The organism is Corynebacterium pacaense (assembly GCF_900169525.1).
Lineage (GTDB): Bacteria > Actinomycetota > Actinomycetes > Mycobacteriales > Mycobacteriaceae > Corynebacterium > Corynebacterium pacaense.
The window spans coordinates 1,365,127-1,384,213 of record NZ_LT821240.1 but is presented as its reverse complement, the minus strand read 5'-3'; the positions used below and the strand labels follow the sequence as shown (position 1 = coordinate 1,384,213).

At 64.8% G+C, this 19,087-nt stretch carries 19 protein-coding genes and 1 pseudogene; 9 read left to right on the top strand and 11 right to left on the bottom strand.

Annotation, left to right across the window (positions count from 1 at the left end; genetic code table 11):
- The first annotated feature begins 78 nt into the window (after window positions 1-78).
- From B7E02_RS13445 to B7E02_RS13430, 4 genes and pseudogenes are all read left to right on the top strand, one after another.
- Window positions 79-603: an NUDIX hydrolase gene (locus B7E02_RS13445; RefSeq protein WP_080796764.1), complete on the top strand. Its 525-nt coding sequence runs from the start codon at window positions 79-81 to the stop codon at window positions 601-603.
- 2 nt (window positions 604-605) lie between these two features.
- Window positions 606-1,541, top strand: coding sequence for an ABC transporter ATP-binding protein (locus tag B7E02_RS13440; RefSeq protein ID WP_080796763.1), 936 nt, complete (start codon window positions 606-608; stop codon window positions 1,539-1,541).
- Entirely contained in the window at window positions 1,542-2,312 is a 771-nt protein-coding gene (locus tag B7E02_RS13435; protein WP_080796762.1) for a multidrug ABC transporter permease, read from the top strand.
- A 13-nt stretch (window positions 2,313-2,325) separates the two neighbouring features.
- A pseudogene (locus B7E02_RS13430) lies at window positions 2,326-3,172 on the top strand (PhzF family phenazine biosynthesis protein).
- Here the strand turns inward: B7E02_RS13430 and B7E02_RS13425 are convergent.
- On the bottom strand, window positions 3,154-4,455 hold the full coding sequence (locus B7E02_RS13425) for a Na/Pi symporter (RefSeq protein ID WP_080796761.1): 1,302 nt from the start codon (window positions 4,453-4,455) through the stop codon (window positions 3,154-3,156). The pseudogene B7E02_RS13430 and the gene B7E02_RS13425 overlap by 19 nt on opposite strands.
- Before the next feature lie 207 nt (window positions 4,456-4,662).
- Here B7E02_RS13425 and B7E02_RS13420 point away from each other — a divergent pair, with 207 nt between their 5' ends.
- Window positions 4,663-5,862, top strand: a complete 1,200-nt coding sequence (locus tag B7E02_RS13420; protein ID WP_080796760.1) for a multidrug effflux MFS transporter — start codon at window positions 4,663-4,665, stop codon at window positions 5,860-5,862.
- A 2-nt stretch (window positions 5,863-5,864) separates the two neighbouring features.
- On the opposite strand, the gene cls is transcribed toward B7E02_RS13420, so the two are convergent.
- The 4 genes from cls to B7E02_RS13400 are packed head-to-tail and all read right to left on the bottom strand — an operon-like array spanning window position 5,865 to window position 9,805.
- Window positions 5,865-7,358 carry a cardiolipin synthase gene (cls, locus tag B7E02_RS13415; protein WP_080796759.1) on the bottom strand — a complete coding sequence of 498 codons (1,494 nt, stop codon included), beginning with the start codon at window positions 7,356-7,358 and terminating at the stop codon, window positions 5,865-5,867.
- 6 nt (window positions 7,359-7,364) lie between these two features.
- A complete protein-coding gene (locus B7E02_RS13410) occupies window positions 7,365-8,171 on the bottom strand; it encodes an exodeoxyribonuclease III (RefSeq protein ID WP_080796758.1) in 807 nt (268 codons plus the stop codon).
- Between the two features lie 43 nt (window positions 8,172-8,214).
- The gene (locus B7E02_RS13405; RefSeq protein ID WP_080796757.1) at window positions 8,215-9,231 is read right to left on the bottom strand and encodes an N-acetylglutamate synthase, CG3035 family; all 1,017 of its coding nucleotides are present in this window, start codon (window positions 9,229-9,231) and stop codon (window positions 8,215-8,217) included.
- The gene (locus tag B7E02_RS13400) at window positions 9,224-9,805 is read right to left on the bottom strand and encodes a peptide deformylase (protein ID WP_080796756.1); all 582 of its coding nucleotides are present in this window, start codon (window positions 9,803-9,805) and stop codon (window positions 9,224-9,226) included. The genes B7E02_RS13405 and B7E02_RS13400 overlap by 8 nt, the downstream gene beginning before the upstream one ends.
- A gap of 16 nt (window positions 9,806-9,821) precedes the next feature.
- On the opposite strand from B7E02_RS13400, the gene B7E02_RS13395 reads away from it, so the two are divergent.
- The 4 genes from B7E02_RS13395 to B7E02_RS14435 are packed head-to-tail and all read left to right on the top strand — an operon-like array spanning window position 9,822 to window position 12,311.
- Window positions 9,822-10,034 (top strand): DUF3263 domain-containing protein, encoded by a 213-nt coding sequence (locus tag B7E02_RS13395; protein WP_080796949.1) that lies wholly within the window; start codon window positions 9,822-9,824, stop codon window positions 10,032-10,034.
- A 5-nt stretch (window positions 10,035-10,039) separates the two neighbouring features.
- The gene (locus B7E02_RS13390; protein WP_080796755.1) at window positions 10,040-10,672 is read left to right on the top strand and encodes a LytR C-terminal domain-containing protein; all 633 of its coding nucleotides are present in this window, start codon (window positions 10,040-10,042) and stop codon (window positions 10,670-10,672) included.
- A gap of 39 nt (window positions 10,673-10,711) precedes the next feature.
- Window positions 10,712-11,854, top strand: a complete 1,143-nt coding sequence (locus tag B7E02_RS13385) for a glutamate--cysteine ligase (protein WP_080796754.1) — start codon at window positions 10,712-10,714, stop codon at window positions 11,852-11,854.
- A complete protein-coding gene (locus B7E02_RS14435) occupies window positions 11,847-12,311 on the top strand; it encodes an alpha/beta fold hydrolase (RefSeq protein WP_179129733.1) in 465 nt (154 codons plus the stop codon). Before B7E02_RS13385 ends, B7E02_RS14435 begins: the two co-directional genes overlap by 8 nt.
- A gap of 4 nt (window positions 12,312-12,315) precedes the next feature.
- Here the strand turns inward: B7E02_RS14435 and B7E02_RS13375 are convergent, their stop codons facing one another.
- From B7E02_RS13375 to B7E02_RS13350, 6 genes are read right to left on the bottom strand one after another with little or no spacing between them, the layout of a single operon-like run.
- Window positions 12,316-12,693 carry a monovalent cation/H(+) antiporter subunit G gene (locus B7E02_RS13375; RefSeq protein ID WP_080796752.1) on the bottom strand — a complete coding sequence of 126 codons (378 nt, stop codon included), beginning with the start codon at window positions 12,691-12,693 and terminating at the stop codon, window positions 12,316-12,318.
- Window positions 12,693-12,968, bottom strand: a complete 276-nt coding sequence (locus tag B7E02_RS13370; RefSeq protein ID WP_080796751.1) for a monovalent cation/H+ antiporter complex subunit F — start codon at window positions 12,966-12,968, stop codon at window positions 12,693-12,695. The genes B7E02_RS13375 and B7E02_RS13370 overlap by 1 nt, the downstream gene beginning before the upstream one ends.
- 10 nt (window positions 12,969-12,978) lie before the next feature.
- Window positions 12,979-13,488: a Na+/H+ antiporter subunit E gene (locus tag B7E02_RS13365; RefSeq protein WP_080796750.1), complete on the bottom strand. Its 510-nt coding sequence runs from the start codon at window positions 13,486-13,488 to the stop codon at window positions 12,979-12,981.
- Window positions 13,485-15,218 carry a Na+/H+ antiporter subunit D gene (locus B7E02_RS13360; protein WP_080796749.1) on the bottom strand — a complete coding sequence of 578 codons (1,734 nt, stop codon included), beginning with the start codon at window positions 15,216-15,218 and terminating at the stop codon, window positions 13,485-13,487. The genes B7E02_RS13365 and B7E02_RS13360 overlap by 4 nt, the downstream gene beginning before the upstream one ends.
- Window positions 15,211-15,702: a Na(+)/H(+) antiporter subunit C gene (locus tag B7E02_RS13355; protein ID WP_080796748.1), complete on the bottom strand. Its 492-nt coding sequence runs from the start codon at window positions 15,700-15,702 to the stop codon at window positions 15,211-15,213. The genes B7E02_RS13360 and B7E02_RS13355 overlap by 8 nt, the downstream gene beginning before the upstream one ends.
- On the bottom strand, window positions 15,703-18,759 hold the full coding sequence (locus B7E02_RS13350) for a Na+/H+ antiporter subunit A (protein WP_080796747.1): 3,057 nt from the start codon (window positions 18,757-18,759) through the stop codon (window positions 15,703-15,705).
- Window positions 18,760-19,087 lie beyond the last annotated feature (328 nt).

The window sequence follows — 19,087 nt, the reverse complement described above, 5'->3', positions numbered from 1 at the left end:
TGATGTCATCGGTGGATAAAGCGCCGGGCACCGCTCGCCCTCCGCGCGCTTTCCGCTGGCTGGCCTAAGGTGGTCACTATGAAGGGCGATGGAGACGGATGGGCCGCGGGACCGAACGGTACGGCGATGTGGGGGCGCAACGGGGCGGCCGGTCTGCTGCTGATCGCAACCGGGCCCGAAGGCGACAGGGAGGTGCTCATGCAGCACCGCGCGCACTGGACGAACAACGGGGGAACCTGGGCTCTGCCCGGCGGCGCCCGCGACTCCCATGAGACGGTGGAGGAGGCCGCGCTCAGGGAGGCGTCCGAGGAAACGGGGATCAGCCCGGACGAGGTCGTGCTCATCGACGCCCACACCACAGCCGGCCCCTTTCCCGCGGACCCGGCGCGCCCGGAACTCGCCGGCGGTTGGTCCTATACAACCGTGATCGCCCGGGTCGCGGACGGCGCACCGCTGGCGCTGACCCCCAATGAGGAATCCCTGGAACTCCGGTGGGTGCCGGTCGGGGAGGTGGGTGAGCTCCCACTGATGCCCGCCTTCGCAAGAACCTGGGAGTTCCTATCCGCTGAAGTCGCGCGGACGGTGTCTATGACAGACTGGTGAGCATGATTGAAGTCCAAGGCCTGACCAAGGATTACGGAAAGGTACGTGCGGTCGACGATCTGAGTTTTCAGGTCAAACCCGGTATTGTCACCGGCTTCCTCGGCCCCAACGGCGCCGGCAAATCCACCACCATGCGCATGATCCTCGGGTTGGACAACCCGACACGGGGAACAGCTTCCATAAGCGGGCAACCCTACCGCAACCTCACCCGCCCGCTGACCCGGGTCGGTGCGCTCCTGGATGCCAAGGCGATCCACCCCAACCGCTCGGCAGCCAACCATCTGAAATGGATCGCGCAGGCCAACGGGATACCCGCCTCCCGGGTCGATGAGGTGCTGGAACTGGTGGGGCTGAGCGCCGTCGCCCGCAAGAAGGCGGGCGGATTCTCCCTCGGCATGGGGCAGCGGCTGGGACTTGCGGGTGCACTGCTCGGCGATCCGGAATTTCTGATCCTGGATGAACCGGTCAATGGACTCGACCCGGAGGGCATCCACTGGGTGCGCACCCTCCTGAAGAACCTGGCGGCGGAGGGACGCACCATCCTGATCAGCTCCCATCTGCTCTCCGAGATGTCACTGACCGCCGACCACCTGGTTGTCATCGGTCGTGGCAGGCTCGTCGCGGACACGCCCATGCAGGATTTCATCAGGGACCATTCCGCCCAGACGGTGGTCGTCCGCGCCGAGAACCCCTCCGAACTCGCGGCGCTGCTGGAGGCCAACGGTGTCCGGTTCACCCGCGCGACCGATGAGCAGAACCGTGGGATCCTCCGCATCAGCGAGGCCACCACGGATGAGATCGGCCGCCTGGCCTTCTCCAACGGGCTGGGACTTTTGGAGCTCACCGAGCACCGCGCCTCGCTCGAGCAGGCGTTCCTGGAGACCACCAGCCACACCGTGCAGTACCAGACATCCGCCCAGGATCAGGAGGGCAAATAGATGCTTACCGGCTTTTTCAACGTTCTCCGTTCCGAATGGACGAAACTGCGCACCACGAAATCATTCTGGTGGACAACCGGACTGATCGTCTTCGTCAGCGTGGGATTCGCGGCCCTGACCGGCTGGACCGCCACCGGCGACAGCATGGCCACCCTGCTCCTGCTGCCCGACAGCGTGGTCGCCGGCCTCTATCTGATCGGGTTCCTCGTGGTCATCGTGCAATCGGTGATGATGTACACGACAGAGTTCCGCTTCGGCTACCAGCAGCAGACCTTCCTGGCAACGCCCAGGCGGTGGGTGGTGATGGTGGCCAAGTGGCTGCTGTACACGGTGATCTCCATGCTGATCGTCTTTCTCACAGCCCTGCTGTCCTTCTACGTGGCCAAGCTCTTCGCCTCGGAGATCTCCAGCAGCACGCTTGAGGTCTGGCACAATGACCGCGCCCTGGCGATCATGTGGAAGTACCCCGTGACCGCGGCTCTGCTGGTGACCTTCTCCTCCGGTGTGGCCATGCTGCTGCGCCAGACCGCGGGTTCGATCACCCTGCTGCTGATGTGGCAGCTGGCACTGGAGGACCTGCTGGCGTTCATCCCCAACATCGGTGAGTATGTGGCCAAGTACGGTCCCTTCACCAATCTGCGTGCCTTCATCACCGATTATGCGGCCGCCGATCCGGGATGGTCCCCCGCGATGGGCGGGGTGTACTTCGCGGTGTGGGCGCTGGTGCTGTTCATCGCCGGTATCGTCCAGATCCAGCGTCGGGATGCATAGGGGTACCTGCGGCATGGAGCATCCCTACCGGCAGGTCGATGTCTTCTCGTCGCGGCCCTACCGGGGCAACCCCGTCGCGGTGATCGGGCGGGCAGACGGGCTGACCACCGAGCAGATGCAGACCATTGCAAGATGGACGAATCTGACCGAGACGACCTTCCTCTGCGCTGCCACGACGGAGCAGGCCGACTACCGGGTGCGGATCTTCACACCCGTCGGTGAGCTGCCCTTCGCCGGACACCCGACTCTCGGCAGTGCGCACGCCTGGCTCGAGGGCGGTGGGTCACCCGTCCGTGCAGACACCATCGTGCAGGAATGCGGCGCCGGCCTGATCGAGATCAGGAGAAGTCCGGGCCGACCCCTGGCGTTCCTGGCTCCCCCCGACGCTGCGCACCGGAGCGGTGGAGGAGGAGCATCTTTCGGATATCGCGAGCGCACTCGGGGTGCCACGGGAGCGCATCATCGACCATCAGTGGGTGGACAACGGTCCGCACTGGGCGGCGGTGGAGCTTGCCGACGCCGCCGAGGTGCTCGACCTGGCGCCCAACCTCGACGCCTTCCCCGGCATGGAGGTCGGGGTCTTCGGAGGCTACCCGGAGGGTTCACCCCACAAATTTGAGATTCGCGCCTTCATCCACGGGCTCGGGGAGGATCCGGTGACGGGCAGTCTTAATGCCTCCGTGGCCCAGTGGCTGCACCGCGATGGACGGGCGGGAAGCGGCTATGTCGCGTCACAGGGCACCAGGTTGCAGCGCGCCGGCGAGGTCCACATCTCCATTGAGGGGGACCGGGTGTGGGTGGGTGGAGTCACCTCGACGAGGTTCAGCGGTGGCGCCGACCTTCAGTTCACCATCGTGTAGATCACCAGGACCAGGGCGGGCACCGCGATGTAGAGCCCGAGGATAACGGCAAGGGAGATGCTGTAGCTGCGACGGGCGACCTTCGCGGTCGCGGCGGACAGCAGGCAGATGGCATCGCCGAGTTTCGGGATCCCGAGGACGACGAGCGCACCGGTGAGATTGATCAGCACATGGATCAGTGCCGCACGCAGTGCGAACTCCCCGTTGTCACCCACCACAGCGAGCGTGGCAAGCAGGGCGGTGAGGGTGGTGCCGACGTTGGCACCCAGGATCACGGGCAGGATCGCCCGGCGCTTCATGGTGCCGGAGACGGCGAAAGGCAGCATCGAGGCCACCGTCACCGAGGAGGCGGTGACCAGCACGGTGAACAGCGCCCCGGCACCGAAACCGAGGAAGCTGCGTCGGTAGGTCGGTCGCGGGGAACCAGGGGCGGTGGCGAAGAAATCCATCAGCGTATGGGCGGTGGCGGCGGTGATGATGCGCAGCTGGTTGCTCATGACGCGGACCGCTAGGAGGATGAACAGGCTTCCCGTGACCAGGCAGAGCACGGCGGCGACGCGATCGCTGCCGATGGCGCCGAACAGACCGTTCATGCCGATCAGATCGATGATCGGATCGGTGAGCCCGCGGATCATGCCGGTGGTCGGGATCGTGGACACACCACGCCCGAGGATGAGTTCGGAAAGGGTGGAGCTGATGCGCTGCAGCGGGTGGAGGATCAGCTCGATCGGTGCCAGGATGCCGACCACGAGGATCTTGAACCACATGTGCATCGCCGCGGTGGAGAAGGCCAACCTGAACTCGCGGCGGTCGCCGACATAGGAGAAGGCCACGATGAGTGCCGTGATCGTGGTGCCGATATTGGCGCCCATGATCAGCGGTACGGCGACGGGGACGGACACGAGTCCACTGCCCACCGCCGCCACGGTCAGGGTGGTCGTGGTGGTCGAGGACTGCACGACTGCGGTGGCGAGAATTCCGATGAGCAGTCCCACCAGGGGATTGCGTGCCAGCTGGTAGAGGTGCGCCGTCTGGAACCCGCCGACGTTGTACACGCCGTCGGTGATCAGGTTCATGCCGACGATCACCACCACGATGGCCAGCAGCACGAGGATCCACCGGACGAGCTTGCCCCAGATCGACAGCAGCACCTGGTCGTTTCCGATGGGAATGTTCTTCGGGTTTATGGGGTGGAAGGTCCCCGGGAGGAATGCGGCAACCGGGTTGTCAACGGTGGACGGGAGCGGGTTCCGGACCGGGGATCGGTGATCTGGACTCGTCATGCAGTGCCCCGCTCCCTTCCTCCTGATCCTCCGGTGTATTCATCTTGAATCGTACATTGACAGGGGATGAACAGACTAAAAAATATGGGAGGAGCTACCGACTACCCCGGGGTTATCCGGAACTGCGTTCGGCAACTTTTAGGCTAAGGTTACTGGGTTGTACGACAGCCCCGACTCAAGGGGACCTCTTCGAATGGACACGACCCGATGGCACAGAGAAGCCAACAACTGACCACTCCTCTTCTGATGGGCCTGGCACTTCTGTCAGCCGCGCCCCCGCTCTCCACCGACATGTATCTGCCCGCCCTACCCGCGATCGCCGGTGAACTGGACACCACACAGTCCATGGTGCAGCTGACCCTCTCGGCCTTCATGGTAGGCATGGCGGTGGGGCAGCTGCTCATCGGTCCGCTCTCTGATTCGATGGGACGCAAGCGCCTGCTGGTGGGCGGTGTGATCGCCTCGCTGCTGGCGTCGGTGATGTGTGCGCTCGCGCCGTCGATAGGCATCCTCATCCTCGCCCGTCTGATCCAGGGTCTCGGCGGCGGTGCCTGTGTGGTTCTGGCGCGTTCGATCGTGCCCGATCTCGCCCGCGGCCGCGCCGCGGCCCAGGCGTTCACCCTGCTGATGCTGATCCAGGGTATCGCGCCGGTCATCGCGCCGATTGTCGGAGGTTTTCTCACCGAGCCCTTCGGTTGGCGCAGCGTGTTCTGGGTGCTCTCCGGCATCAATGTGGCGCAACTGCTGGTCGCCGGCCTGGTCGTCAGGGAATCGCTGCCGGTGGAGAACAGGACACCGATAGGTCTGCGCGGTATGCGGGACAACTTCGCCTATGTGCTCTCCAACCCGAGGTTCCTCGCCTATGTCGGTGCCTTCGCCTTCGGTTTCGGCACGATGTTCTCCTACATCTCCGCCTCCTCATTCGTGCTCCAGGAGCAGTTCGGGGTGCCCGCGCTGATGTACTCCCTGGTGTTTGCCGGCAACGCGCTGGGCATGACGCTGGCCGGACTCGTTAACAAGAGGCTGCTGCAGAGCTTCCATCCGCACCACATCATGCAGGTCGCAGCCTTCGATATCTTCGTCCTCAGCGTGCTCATTCTGATCACGGGCCTGGTGTATCCGCACCTGTGGCTCGTGCTCATCCTGCTTTTCCTGGCCATCTCCCACGTCCCGGTGATCCTGTCCAATGCCACTGCGCTGGGAACCGCCGCGGTGCGCAAGCGTGCCGGTTCGGGGTCCGCGGTGATGGGCTTTGTCCAGTTCTCCTTCGCCGGGGTGATCAGTCCGCTTGTCGGTCTCGGCTCGAATGCGCTGCTGGCCATGGGCACCGGAATGGTGGTCTGTGGTTTCTGCGCCGCCGCATCCTGCTACGTGGCGGGTCGCGGCGGGGTCGCCTCCCTTGACTAGCCCTACTGCAGTGCCGAGGTCAGGCGCATGACGTTATCCACATAACGTCTGCCCCAGCTGCGCTCGTTCCACCTGTCCAGGGTCAGTTTCAGGCTCGCCTGCTCGTAGCTGGCGGCGAGTTCATTGAGTTCGCCGATCAGGTTGCCCTTGGCCACCATCAGTGAGACCTCGTAGTTCAAACCGAAACTGCGCATGTCCATGTTGGAGGAACCGACCACACCGAGCGGATCGGGTCCGTCGGGGTCGGCGAGGACGAACTTGGAATGCAGGACGGTGGGCCTGGGGTACATGTAGATGTGCACCCCGGCCTCCAGCAGCGCCTGATAGTAGGAGGACTGGGCGTGGTTGACGCTGAACTGATCGGCCTGCTCGGAGACCAGTAGCTCCACCCGCACCCCGCGGTAGCACGCCGAGGTCACGGACTCCAGCAGTGATTCATCCGGGACGAAGTAGGGGCTGCACAGAACCAGGCGCTGTTTGGCGTGGTGGATGATGGAGTTGAACATCCGGAGGTTCGGTTCCGTGGTGTATCCGGGGCCGGAGGGGACGAGCTGGACCAGGTTGATCTCCGAATCGGCGACGGTATCCGGGCTGGGCTCATGGACCTCGTCGTGATCGTGGATCTCCAGGGTTTCATTCGACTCGGAGTACCAGTCACCGGCGAAGACCATCTCCATCGAGGACACCACCGGTCCGCTGAACTCGACCATGACATCCATCCAGTGCCGCCCGATGCGCCGGTTCCGCCGCATGAGGTAACTGGAATCGATGATGTTCTGGGAGCCGATGAAGCCGGTGTGGCCGTCGACGATGAGCATCTTCCGGTGATTGCGGAGGTCGGGTCGGCGGAAACGCCCCCTCCACGGCTGCAGCGGGAGCATGAGGTACCAGTCGATACCCATACGGGTCAGTTCCCTTCCCAGCCGCCGGTAGTTGGGGTACTTCCAGCTTCCGACGTGGTCAAAGAGCAGACGGACCTTGACCCCGCGCCGCACCGCGCGCTCCAGCGCCTCGTAGAAGGGTCTGGTGGTCTGGTCCCAGGCCATGATGTAGATCTCAACATGGACGTAGGACCGCGCCGCGTCTATGGAGGCGATCATCCTGTCCAGGGACTGCTGGTAGTCGCTGTACACGCCGTGGTTGGTGGCGGTGACCGCCGGCATGCTGGTCAGTTTCCGGTTCAACCGGATCACGGATTCCAGTTCGCTGGAAACGGTCATGCCCTCCGGGAAATCCGGGACGTCGGCGTGGACATCGTCGATGAGATCATTGATCTCCTGCTGGATGCGGTGCCGCCTGCGGTTGATGTAGGGCGAACCCATCAGCAGGAACAGCGGCAGGCCGAGGAAAGGGATGAGCAGAATCGTCAGCAGCCACGCCGTGGAGGAACTGGGGCGTCGGCCCTCGGGGACGTAGCCGATGGCCAGGATCTTGATGGAATAATCGATGATCAGACCGAGGGTCTGCCACATCTCCAGATCGATCTGCAGTGTCATGGGGGATTAGGCCCCTGCGGGGTCCAGGTTGTAGTCCACGATCACGGGGGCATGGTCGGAGGCGCCCCTGCCCCGGCGCTCGTCGACATCAACGAAGCTTCCCGTCGCCGTGCTGGCCAGTGCCGGGGAGGCCAGCTGGAAGTCGATCCGCATGCCCTCGCCACGGAGGAAGCGGGCACCCTTGTAGTCCCAATAGGTGAAGGTCCCCGGTCCCGGGGTGGTTTCACTCAGCCCGGCCTCGAGAAGCTGCTCGAATGCCGCCCGCTCTGGCTCGGTGACGTGGGTCTTCCCCTCGAATGCGGAGATGTCCCAGACATCGGCGTCGGTGGGGGCGATATTGAAATCACCTCCCAGGAGCAGTCGGGCCGAGGGATCGGCCCCCAGGATCTCGGCCACATGGTTGCGCAGCGCGAAGAGCCAGCGGAGCTTGTAGTCATAGTGCGGGTCGGCGATCTCGCGGCCGTTGGGAACGTAGAGGCTCCATACCCGCACGCCGCCGCACAGGGCGCCGATGGCACGGGCCTCGGTCAGCTGCGGCGCGGCGGGATTCTTGTTGAAGCCGGGCTGGCCCGGGAACTGTGTGTGCACATCCTTGATGCCGACCCTGGAGATGATGGCCACGCCGTTCCACTGGTCCAGGCCGAAATGGGCGACGTGGTAACCGATCGCGGTGAAGCGCCCGGTGGGGAACTGGTCGTCCCTGCACTTGGTTTCCTGCACCAGCAGGATGTCCACGTCATTGCGGGTCAGGAATTCCACCATGCGGTCCGCGCGGGTGCGGGCCGAGTTGACGTTCCAGTTGGCGATGCGCATGCCCTATACCCTAGCCGAAGCGTGACGACGCCCAACCGCGGCTTCACCCACCACTGCGCACCGCGTAGCGGTGCCGGTGGTGCTCGAGAAAACCGAGTTTCTCATAGAGCCCGATGCCGGCCGCATTCCACGAGACCACCTGCAGGTACGCCTCCCCGGCGCCCATCTGGGCGCCCCAGTCGAGAATGCGGGACCCCAGTGCCGTGCCCAGGCCGCGGCGTCGAAAAGCGGGGGCGACCTCGACCGCGGAGTAGCCCAGGAAGGTACGCGAACCGGAGGCCGTGATGGTGGCGCGGGTGATCGCCACCGTCTGCCCGGCACCTGTGACCATCCGGCCGAAACCCATGCGCCCGTCGATGCTGGTGCGCAGCAGCTCCAGGGCCTCGGGTGGGAGGGCGCGACCGCGGAAGTGGTACATCCCCAGCCACTCCTCATCGGGCTGGTCATCGATGCGGAAGCTCAGTCCCTCCGGCAGCGGGGTGGGCTCGCGGGAGGCGAGCGGGGCCGTCATCACCAGGATCTCGGGGCCGAACTCCCATTTTCCTGGTTCGGTGGCAATGAACTTCAGTGCCGGGTTGCCGATGCGTTCCGGGATGTGCAGCCGCACGGGCAGATCGTGACTGGCGTAGAACCCGGTGATCGCATCCATGGGCACGGCCTCGAATCCGGTGCCCGGACCCAGCGGCGAGGCGGAGTTGGAGCGCTCGGCGATCCCGTCTCCGGCACGCAGCAGCCACCCGCCGGACCACTCGTGGGCGATGCCGGGGAACGCCTTGGCGGTGGCGACCTCGACGGCGCGGATGTCGGAGTTGCGGATCGTGCGCGGGGAGAGGATCTTGATCACGGCGATGTGCTCCCGGGGAACCTCGATGGCTTCCGCCTCCGAGGGCATGCCCCCGATGGACTGCGGGCGCACCACCAGCGGATCCAGGGAGATGACATGGCCGATGATGTCACTCCACAGCGTATCGGCACCCGCCGGGTCGCCGATCAGGCGGCGAAGCACGATCCGGTCGCCGATCCTCGGGTTCTCGGAGCGGAACCTAGGCAGGCTAGTCATCGTGACCGAAAGGGTCCTCGTCCACGCCCGGCATCCAGGTGAGACCGGCCTCGGTCCAGCCGTGGGCTTTGATGGCCTTCTTCGCCTGCCGTTTCCAGCGCCCGATGAGGGTGTCGGTGTAGACGAAACCGTCGAGGTGCCCGACCTCGTGCTGGAAACAGCGGGCGAGGAAGCCGGTGGCCTCCACGGAGACCTCCTCGCCGTGCTCATTGAGCCCGGTCACCCTCGCCCAGTCGGCGCGGCCGGTGGGGAAGCCCTCGCCGGGAACGGACAGGCACCCCTCCTCGTCACTGCCGTCGTCCAGCGGCATCGTCTCCGGGATCTCGGAGGTTTCCAGCACCGGGTTGATGAAGCAGCCGCGGTGCAGGTGTCCCTCGTCATCCGGGCAGTTGTACACGAAGATCCGTTTGGAGACCCCGATCTGGTTCGCCGCAAGGCCCACCCCGTGGGCGGCCTCCATCGTCTCGTACATGTCGGCGATCAGATCCTGCAGCTCCGAGACGTCCTCGGTGACCGGTGCGGTCGGGTGGTGGAGGACGGGGTCGCCGTGAATAACAATTGCTCGGACAGTCATGCCCTACAGTTTAGGCATGCTCTCCGCAGATGATTTAATGATCCTGGAGTTCGAGGCCACCGCGCCCCGTGGGACAGGGGCGAAGGAGGATGCCATCAGAACGGCCTTCGGTATCTCACCGGTGCGCTACTACCAGCGTCTGAACATCATTATCGATGCCCCTGAGGCGATGAAGGTGAATCCAACGCTGGTGTCCAGGCTACGGCGTCGCGCCGGGAAGATAGAATAACCGACATGACATCGGACATGCGGAATCCCGACTCCGGCCGCCACGGCGGGGCGGAGGAAAAGAAGGCGGGCCCCGGGCTGCCCCTGCGCGGGCTGGCCATGATCCTCATCGCGGTCGCGGTGCTGCTCGCTGTGTGGGCGCTGTGGTCGATGAACTCGCGGGATTCCGGGACGGGAGCGGTGGCGACCACCTCCTCCAGCACCCAGGCGGGCTCCCCCGCTGCGACCGCATCCCCGGCCACGACCACCGGTGCGGAGACAGCAACCACCGAATCCACCACCCTCCCTCAGACGACGGCACCCGCATCCCCGGCGGCGCCCGCAGCCGCGGGGGGAGCGGCGGAGCCGGTGCGAACGCTGCATGTGCTCAATAACTCCACCGTCCCCCAGCTCGCCGCCCGCGTCGCCGATGAACTGCGCGGCGACTTCCCCGTGGTGGAGTCGGGGAACCTTCCCGATGTGCTCCTCCCGGAGAACACCGTCTACTTCACCCCGGGGAACCCGGACGCGGAGCAGAAGGCCAGGGAACTCGCCGAGCGCGTGGGCGGGGTGGCGCAGGAGAGATCCGATGCGCTGCCGAAGGAGACCGAGGGCAGGGACTCCCTTGTCCTCGTGCTCGTCCAGGACACCGCACTTTAAAGGCACAGCACCCTAAATCAAGCAGAGGAGGTCGACGTTATGGCTCAGGCAGAGGCAATCGAATTCAGGCGTTCACCCAGGCCCACACTCGGCGTGGAGTGGGAAATCGCACTCGTCGACCCGGACACCCGTGATCTCTCGCCCAGAGCGGCGGAGATCATCGACATCGTTTCGGCGGCACACCCCGAGGTCCATCTCGAGCGGGAGTTCCTGCAGAACACCGTCGAGCTGGTCACCGGCATCTGCGACACGGTGCCCCAGGCGGTGGCCGAGCTGGCGCATTCACTGTCCGCCGTCGACAGCGCCGCCGAGCAGCTCGGTCTGCGGCTGTGGACCTCCGGTTCCCATCCCTTCTCCGACTTCCGGGACAATCCGGTCTCGGAGAAGGGGTCCTACGATGAGATCATCGCGCGGACGCAGTACTGGGGCAACCAGATGCTGATATGGGGAATCCATGTCCACGTTGGCATCAGTCACGAGGACCGGGTGTGGCCGATCATCAATGCGCTGCTGACCAACTATCCGCACCTGCTCGCGCTCTCGGCGAGCTCTCCCGGCTGGGACGGTATCGATACCGGCTACGCCTCCAACCGCACCATGCTCTATCAGCAGCTGCCCACCGCCGGTCTGCCCTACCAGTTCTCCAGCTGGCCGGAATGGGAGCAGTACATGGCGGACCAGGGCAGGTCGGGGGTTATCAACCACACCGGTTCCATGCACTTTGATATCAGGCCGGCAGCCAAGTGGGGCACCATCGAGGTCCGGGTCTGTGATTCCACCTCCAATCTGCGTGAGCTCTCGGCCATTGTCGCCCTCACCCACTGCCTGGTGGTCCACTATGACCGGATGATCGACAACGGCGAGCAGCTGCCCACCCTGCAGCCCTGGCACGTCGCCGAGAACAAGTGGCGTGCGGCGCGGTACGGGCTGGATGCGGAGATCATCATTTCCCGCGATACCGATGAGGCCATGGTCCAGGATGAGCTGCGCAGACTGGTCTCCTCCCTGCACCCGCTGGCAACGGAGCTGGGATGCGCAGGCGAGCTGGAGCTGGTGCTGGAAATACTCGAGCGCGGGGGCGGCTACGAGCGCCAGCGTCGCGAATTCACGCGAACCGGTTCCTGGATCGCCGCCGTCGATCTGGCCTGTGATGAGCTGGAGGAGCTGCAACCTCTTGAGTAGGCATCTCATCGTCGTACCCGATGCGCGGCAGATGCCGGACGAGTACACCGAGATCATCAACGAGCTGCCCGCGGATCTCGGGCTGCGTCCCCGGATCGCCCCCTGGGCGGGGTCGGTGGAGCAGGGCGCTACGGCGGTGGAGGCACTGCTGGACAAGCACGAGCTGCGCCGGGTGGTGCTGCTGGGGTGCGGGGTCGGCGCCACCGTGGCGCTGCGGATCGCTGCCGCGCAGCCGGGGCGCGTGAGCCACCTGGTGCTGGCCTTCCCGGCACCGCTTAGGAGGCGCCTGATGTTCCGGAAGAGCGACCACCAGAGCGTATCGACGCCCACCCTGACCATCACCGGCAGCGATGCACCGGCGGCCGCGGAGCATGCCACGATCCCCGGCGCGACCCGTCGCACCTTCACGACCCATCCGCGTGAGGTCGCGGAGCTGCTGTCGGTTTTCCTGCGTTAGCCGGCTACTTCCGCACCCCGCGCTCGGCGGGGGCGTCGTTACGCGTGAGGCCGTCCCGGTCGCCGTAGAGGCCCTCGCGGCGGGACACACGGCCGACGCGCTGCGCCGTGACCGGGCTGGTCAGCAGGGCGAAGAGGACGAGGAGCACGAGGATTCCCATGTCGCCGCGCTGGGCGACATCGAATTCATCGTGGCCCAGGATCCGGATGAGCGCGCCGAGGACGGTGAGGATCAGCCCCGTGGTCTGCGGTTTGGTGATCGCGTGCACGCGCGACATGGTGTCGCGGAAGCGGATCAGACCCACCGCGGCGGAGAAGGAGAGCAGGGCCCCGCACATGATCAGCACCAGTGAGATGATGTCGGTGATCAGCTGGATGTTCATCAGGCACCATCCCTCTTTCTGAAGCGGGCGACGGATACCGAGCTGATGAAGCCGAGCAGGGCGACCACGATCATGGCATTGGAGACCGTCGTATCCAGTGACCAGCAGATGTACGTTGCCAGTGCGCACTGGATCATGGACACGGTGCCGTCCAGGCCGAGGAGCCGGTCGATGGAGTTCGGCCCCACCAGAATCTGGTAGGTGGTGAACAGGAACGACAGGCAGAAGAAAAGTGCGGCGACGGTGAGGATGCTGGTGTACAGGGTGTGATCCATGATCTTGGGCCTACCTCCTTTCAAAGACGTGGATGAGTTTGGCCTCGAGCCGGGAGACGTTGCCGATCTCGCGGTCGATATCCTCCGGTGTGTCCGCGTCGAGAACGTGGATGGTCCACATGCGGTTGGCGATATCGATGTCGGAGACCGTGCCGCCCGGCTGCAGGTTGTACAACACCGTGGCGAGGGCGAGGATGAGATCGTTCTGGACGCGCATGGGCACCTGCAGGATCGCCGTCTTCGGCGGATCGGCGGGGCGCAGCGCCAGCCAGGCCACCTTCACCGAGGCCTTGCACAGGTCCCACAGCCATTCGATGATCAGGGCCAGCAGCGCACCCCAGCGGATGGAGATGTTGACCACCGGCATCGCCGGCATGGGCAGGAACAGCACCACTGCCATGGCGACGAGGAAACCCGCGATGAAGTTGGCCCAGCTGAACTCGCCCATCAGCATCACCCACATGGCGGTGAGCCACAGGACGAACAGGGGGCGCAGGCGGCGCCTGAAACCAGCGATCACGGATTGACCTCCTCTTCAACTGTGGTGGCAACGCCGCCACCGCCGAGCTCCGAGTCGTTACGGTGATCGTAATCGTCACGGTTGGCGTCGTAACGCTCCATGTCCAGCGTGCGCCCCGGTTCCTCGAAGTTGGGGCCGAGCACGGCGGAGCGGTAGATGCTGACATCCTGGGCGGATTCCGCGGCGCGGCCGGTGATGGAGGACAGCGGCCCGGCGAGCACGGACACGGCGAGGGAGGCGAAGACGAGCACCGAGGTCGAGACGACCATGCCCACAGGCATCCGCCCGACATCGTCGCGGTCTTTCACCGCCACCTCGTCGCGCACGTCGACGAGGGGGGCCGGCCTGGCCAGGACGGTGGCGCCGTCCGGGGCATCCTTGCGATCGCGCCAGAACGCCTTCGACCACACCAGGACCATGGTGTAGAGGGTCAGCAGGGAGGTGATCACCGCACCGGCGATGAGCACCCACGCCAGCCACGTTCCGTCCTCGGCGCCGGCCTCCAGGAGGATGATCTTGCCCAGGAACCCGGAGAACGGCGGGATACCACCGAGGTTGATGGCGGGAATGAAGTACAGCAGTGCCAGCACCGGGGAGAGGTAGGCCAGGGAACCCAAACGCCGCAGCGAGGAGGACCCGACCTGGCGTTCAATCAGACCCACCACGAGGAAGAGGGAGGTCTGCACCAGAATGTGGTGGATGGCGTAGAAGATCGCCCCCGACAGCCCGGCGGCCGACCCCAGGGCGACCCCGAAGATCATGTAGCCGATGTGGCTGACGAGGGTGAAGGACAGCAGACGCTTGATGTCGTTCTGTGCCATGGCACCGAGAATGCCCACGATCATGGTCGCCAGCGCCACCCACATCAGCATGGTGTCCATGGATCCGTCGGTGAAGATCACCGAACGGGTACGGATGATGGCATAGACGCCGACCTTGGTCAGTAGGCCGGCGAAGACCGCGGTGACCAGGGAGGGTGCGGTGGGGTAGGAGTCGGGCAACCAGGAATCCAGGGGGAAGACGGCAGCCTTGATGCCGAAGGCGATGAGCAGCACCGCGAAGATCGCCGAGCGTGTCCCGGAGGCAACGTCCTCCATGCGCAGGCCGATGTGCGCCATGTTCAGGGTGCCCACCGAGGCGTAGACCATCGCGAGGCCGAAGAGGAACACCATGGACGAGGCCATGGAGACCATGACGTAGCCGACGCCGGCACGCACCCGGGCGGGCGAGGCCCCGAGGGTCAGTAGCACATAGGAGGCGACAAGGAGCACCTCAAATCCGACGTAGAGGTTGAAGAGGTCACCGGCGAGGAAGGCCAGGTTCACACCCATGGACAGCAGGAGGTAGGTGGGCAGGAACACCGCCACCGGTTCATCCTTGCCGCCGTCTCGGATACCCTGGCTGATCGCGTACCACATCACCGAGAAGAGCACGATGGAGGACACCGTGAGCATGGACACCGAAAGCCTGTCCGCGACAAGGGTGATGCCGATGGGGGCGTCCCATCCGCCCATCTGGATGGTCTGGATCCCCTCGCGATCAACCAGGAAGAGCATGGTGGCGTTGAGCCCGATCAGGAAGAGCAGGGTGATCATCGCGATCGTGCGCTGCGCATGCAGGTACTTGGACAGCACCAGGGTCAGCGCCGCCGCCACCGCGGGCAGGATCACCGGAAGCGGGACCATGTACGGAAGCAGGGGCAGGACCGAGTCATAGAGGGGGCTAGTCATCCTCCGCTCCCTTCAGCGGTGCCTCGAAGGACTGCGGGCCGAACTCATCGCCCTCGGAGGTCATACGGCCGGTCTCCGGATCGTCGGAGGCATCGTGGTCGGGAGCTGCCGATGCAACAGCGGGGCGCACGGAGATGGCGACATCCTCGGTGTCATCTTCAATGAAGTCCTCGGTTCTGTAGCGGTACTGGCGGTAGGCGAGCGACAGCATGAACGCCGTCATCGCCATGGAGATCACGATGGCGGTCAGGATCATCGCCTGGGCGAGCGGATCGGCGATCCTGTCGCCGTAGATTTCGCTCTCACGACCGCGGATCGGCGGGGAGCCGGCCGCGCCCCCGGAGGCGAGGATCAGCAGGTTCGCGCCGTTTCCAATGAGCATGAGACCCATGATCATCTTGGTCATCGCGCGGTCGAGCAGGAGGTAGACGCCGGAGGCGATGAGGCCACCCGCTGCGAGCAGAAGGAAAAGGTTGGCCACCATCTATCTCTCCCTGCCTTCGCGGTTGTTCTCTTCGTTCTCGCCTATCGTCTCCCCGCCGCTGGCGCCGGGGGGTCTGATCGACGGCAGCGGACGCGGTGTGGATCTCCCGTCCTTGGTGGAGGTTGAGGAGCTGGCGGACATGACCGGCTGCTTGCGGCGCGTCGTCCTGGCCAGACGGCGTGCCCGATCGCGTGCACGCTGCTTACGCATCTCCTCATCGCGGTCGAGCTGGCCGCCGAGGCTGTGCAGGATGTGCATGACCAGTCCGATCACGATGAGATAGACACCCAGATCGAACAACAGCGCGGATGCCACGTGCACATCGCCGATCAGGGGCAGAGTGAGATCGAGGATGTGCGAGGTCAGTGGAGGTTCGCCGATGATCATTGGCCACAGGATCGCGGCGGCCGAGGCGATAAGTCCGGTGCCGAGGATGCGTCCGGCGTCGATGGGCAGTGCCTCCTCGAGCTCGTCGCGGCCCCCGGCGAGGTAACGCAGCGCGAATGCCAGGGCGGCGACGAGTCCGCCGGCGAAGCCACCGCCGGGGGAGTTGTGCCCGACGAAGAAGAAGTAGATCGACAGCAGGATCATGGACGGGAAGAGGATGCGGGTTGCCACATCGACCATCAGGGAGCGGTTCTGGGCGCGCTCATTGTCCACCGAGGCGGCCAGCCACCTGCGCCCGCTCGTGGCAAGCGTCGGCCGCCGGGAATCCCTCCGGAAGCTGCGATTGCGGTACACCAGTGAGGCGATTCCGGTCGCGGCGACCACCAGAACGGAGATTTCACCGAAGGTGTCGAAGCCACGCAGATCCACCAGCAGAACATTGACGGTGTTGGCGCCGTGGCCGATTTCATAGGCCAGGTCCTGCATGTAGGTAGAGATCGGAAGGGTGCTGCGGGCGTTCATGGCGAAAATCGTCACCACCACCACGGTGATTCCCACGGCGGCGGCCAACCAGGCCCGCAGGCGGGAGTTCTTCGGGTCGGCGCGCCAGGTGACCTCGGTGGGCATTTTGCGCAGCACCAGCATGAACACCACCATGGTCACTGTCTCCACCAGGGTCTGGGTAAGGGCCAGATCCGGGGCGCCCTGCAGGGCGAAGATCACCGCGATGCCGTAGCCGGTCACGCCGACCAGGATCAGGGCGGAGAGACGGTTGTTCATCTGGGTGGCCGTTATCGCGGCGAGGATGATGATCACGGCCGCCAGTGCCTGGAAGGGGGTGTCCCACAGTTCCATGCGCACGGCATTGCGTTCCCCGGTGACCAGTGCGATGATCGGAACGACCGCGAGTGCCAGGAAGATGACGCCGACGTTCAGGGTCAGTGAACCGCGCTGGGTCGATGCGGTCAGGCGCAGGGAGATGTACCGGAGGTAGTCCAGTACCGCATCGTAGGCTGTTTCGGCGCTGCCGAGGGCGGCGGCCCTCGGCTGGTACCTCAGCACGAGGGGAAGCTTCAGGTAGAGCAGGAATCCCGAAATGATGATGATCACCGAGAGCAGCAGCGGGACGTTGAACCCGTGCCACAGCGCCAGATAGGTGGGGTACTCCCCAGCGGTCTGCGGGAGGATCGCATCGAGATGGCTGAGCAGGAGGGCGGACATCGGTGAGGGGTAGAGGCCGAACACCACGGTCATGCAGGTGAGGATGAAGGGTGCGATCCACAGTTTCAGGGAGATGTGGTGCATCTGCTCGACGGCGGCTGAGATCCCGCCCTGGCTGGGATGGGTCTGCGGTTTGGTGGCGAAGGCGCCGTAGAGGAAGTAGCACGAGTACGCCATGGTGAGGATCGAACCGAGGACGATACCGCCGAGCATGAGGGTGCCTGGCATGCCGTGAAGCAGCTCCTCGTGCAGGATCGCGTCGATTGCGGTCTCCTTGGCTATGAACCCGAACAGCGGAGGGATACCCGCCATCGAGGCGGCGGAGATGGCGGCGAGTGCGAGGATGAGCGGCTGCCTGCGTCCCAGCCCGGAGAGTTCGCGGATGTCACGGGTACCCGTGGTGTGGTCGATGGCCCCGACCGTCATGAACAGGGTGGCCTTGAACAGTGAGTGCCCGAAGGTCAGCGCCAGGCCGGCGAGCATGGCCTCCCGGCTTCCGATTCCCATCACGGAGATGATGAAGCCGAGCTGGGACACCGTTCCATAGGCGAGAATCAGTTTGAGATCCTTCTGGCGCAGTGCCATCCAGCCACCCATGATCATGGTGAGCATACCGAGCGGGACGATGGTCAGATACCAGGCGGGAATGACATTGAAGTCCGGCGCCAGGCGTGCGACCAGATAGATGCCGGCCTTGACCATGGCGGCGGAGTGCAGGTACGCGGAAACCGGGGTCGGTGCCGCCATCGCCCCGGGAAGCCAGAAGTGCATGGGTGCGATGGCCGATTTGGACAGTGCGCCGGCGAGAATGAGCACCGCTCCGACACCGATGAATGGTACCTCCGCCCAGTTTCCGGGGTACGCGGCGAGATCGGAGAAGGTCCACACCCCGGTCTCGGTCCCGATCAGGATGATGCCCACCAGCATGGCGAGTCCGCCGAGTGTGGTCACCATCAGGGCCTGCGCCGCCGAACGGCGGGAGGATGCGCGCTCGCCGTAGTATCCGACCAGCAGGAAGGACAGCACCGAGGTCAGTTCCCAGAACACGTACATCAGCAGGATGTTGTCCGAGATCACCAGACCGTACATCGCCATGGCGAAGGCGACGAGCTGACCACCGAAGGCGCTGAGCCTGCCGGGGTTGGAATCGAAGTAGCCGTGACAGTAGACCAGCACCAGGGCGCCCACGCCGAGAATGATCAGGGAGAACAGTGCGGACAGGGAATCCATGCGCATGTCGATGTCGAGATGGGCCGAGGGCATCCACTCATAGTGGGCGTGGAGCCGGCCGCCTTCGCTGAAGCGGCCGTTGAGGAACTCGGTGACGACCCAGAAGAAACCTCCCGCGGGCACCAGCGCCAGGAGCAGGAACGCGGAACGTCCGAGGGTGGCTATGAGAAGCGGGGCCAGAACTGCCGCGGCAGTTAGGGCGAGAAGTAGAGTCAGCACGTTTTCTCCAAGTCCCCTTTACGTGTTATGAACCTCTAACGTAGCCACGGCCCCTTTGAAAGGACAGCGCCGTCCACCTGTGTGCGGCCCCAGCGAGACAACGCACGTCGAAGATCCACGAAGTGAGAAACTGAGAAACACCCATGCTCAGGCGACGTCCATAGGCGTGGCCAATACAGGGGCAGTCTACCTGCCGATCGTGGGAGCCACCAACGGAATCCTGCGGAAGGCAGTATATATTGGAGGCGGCTCCGCACATGTGCGTGGCATTTCCGCAGGTCAGAGGGTGATGGATCGGGGATGAAACTTTTTGTTCGGAAAAAGGGCC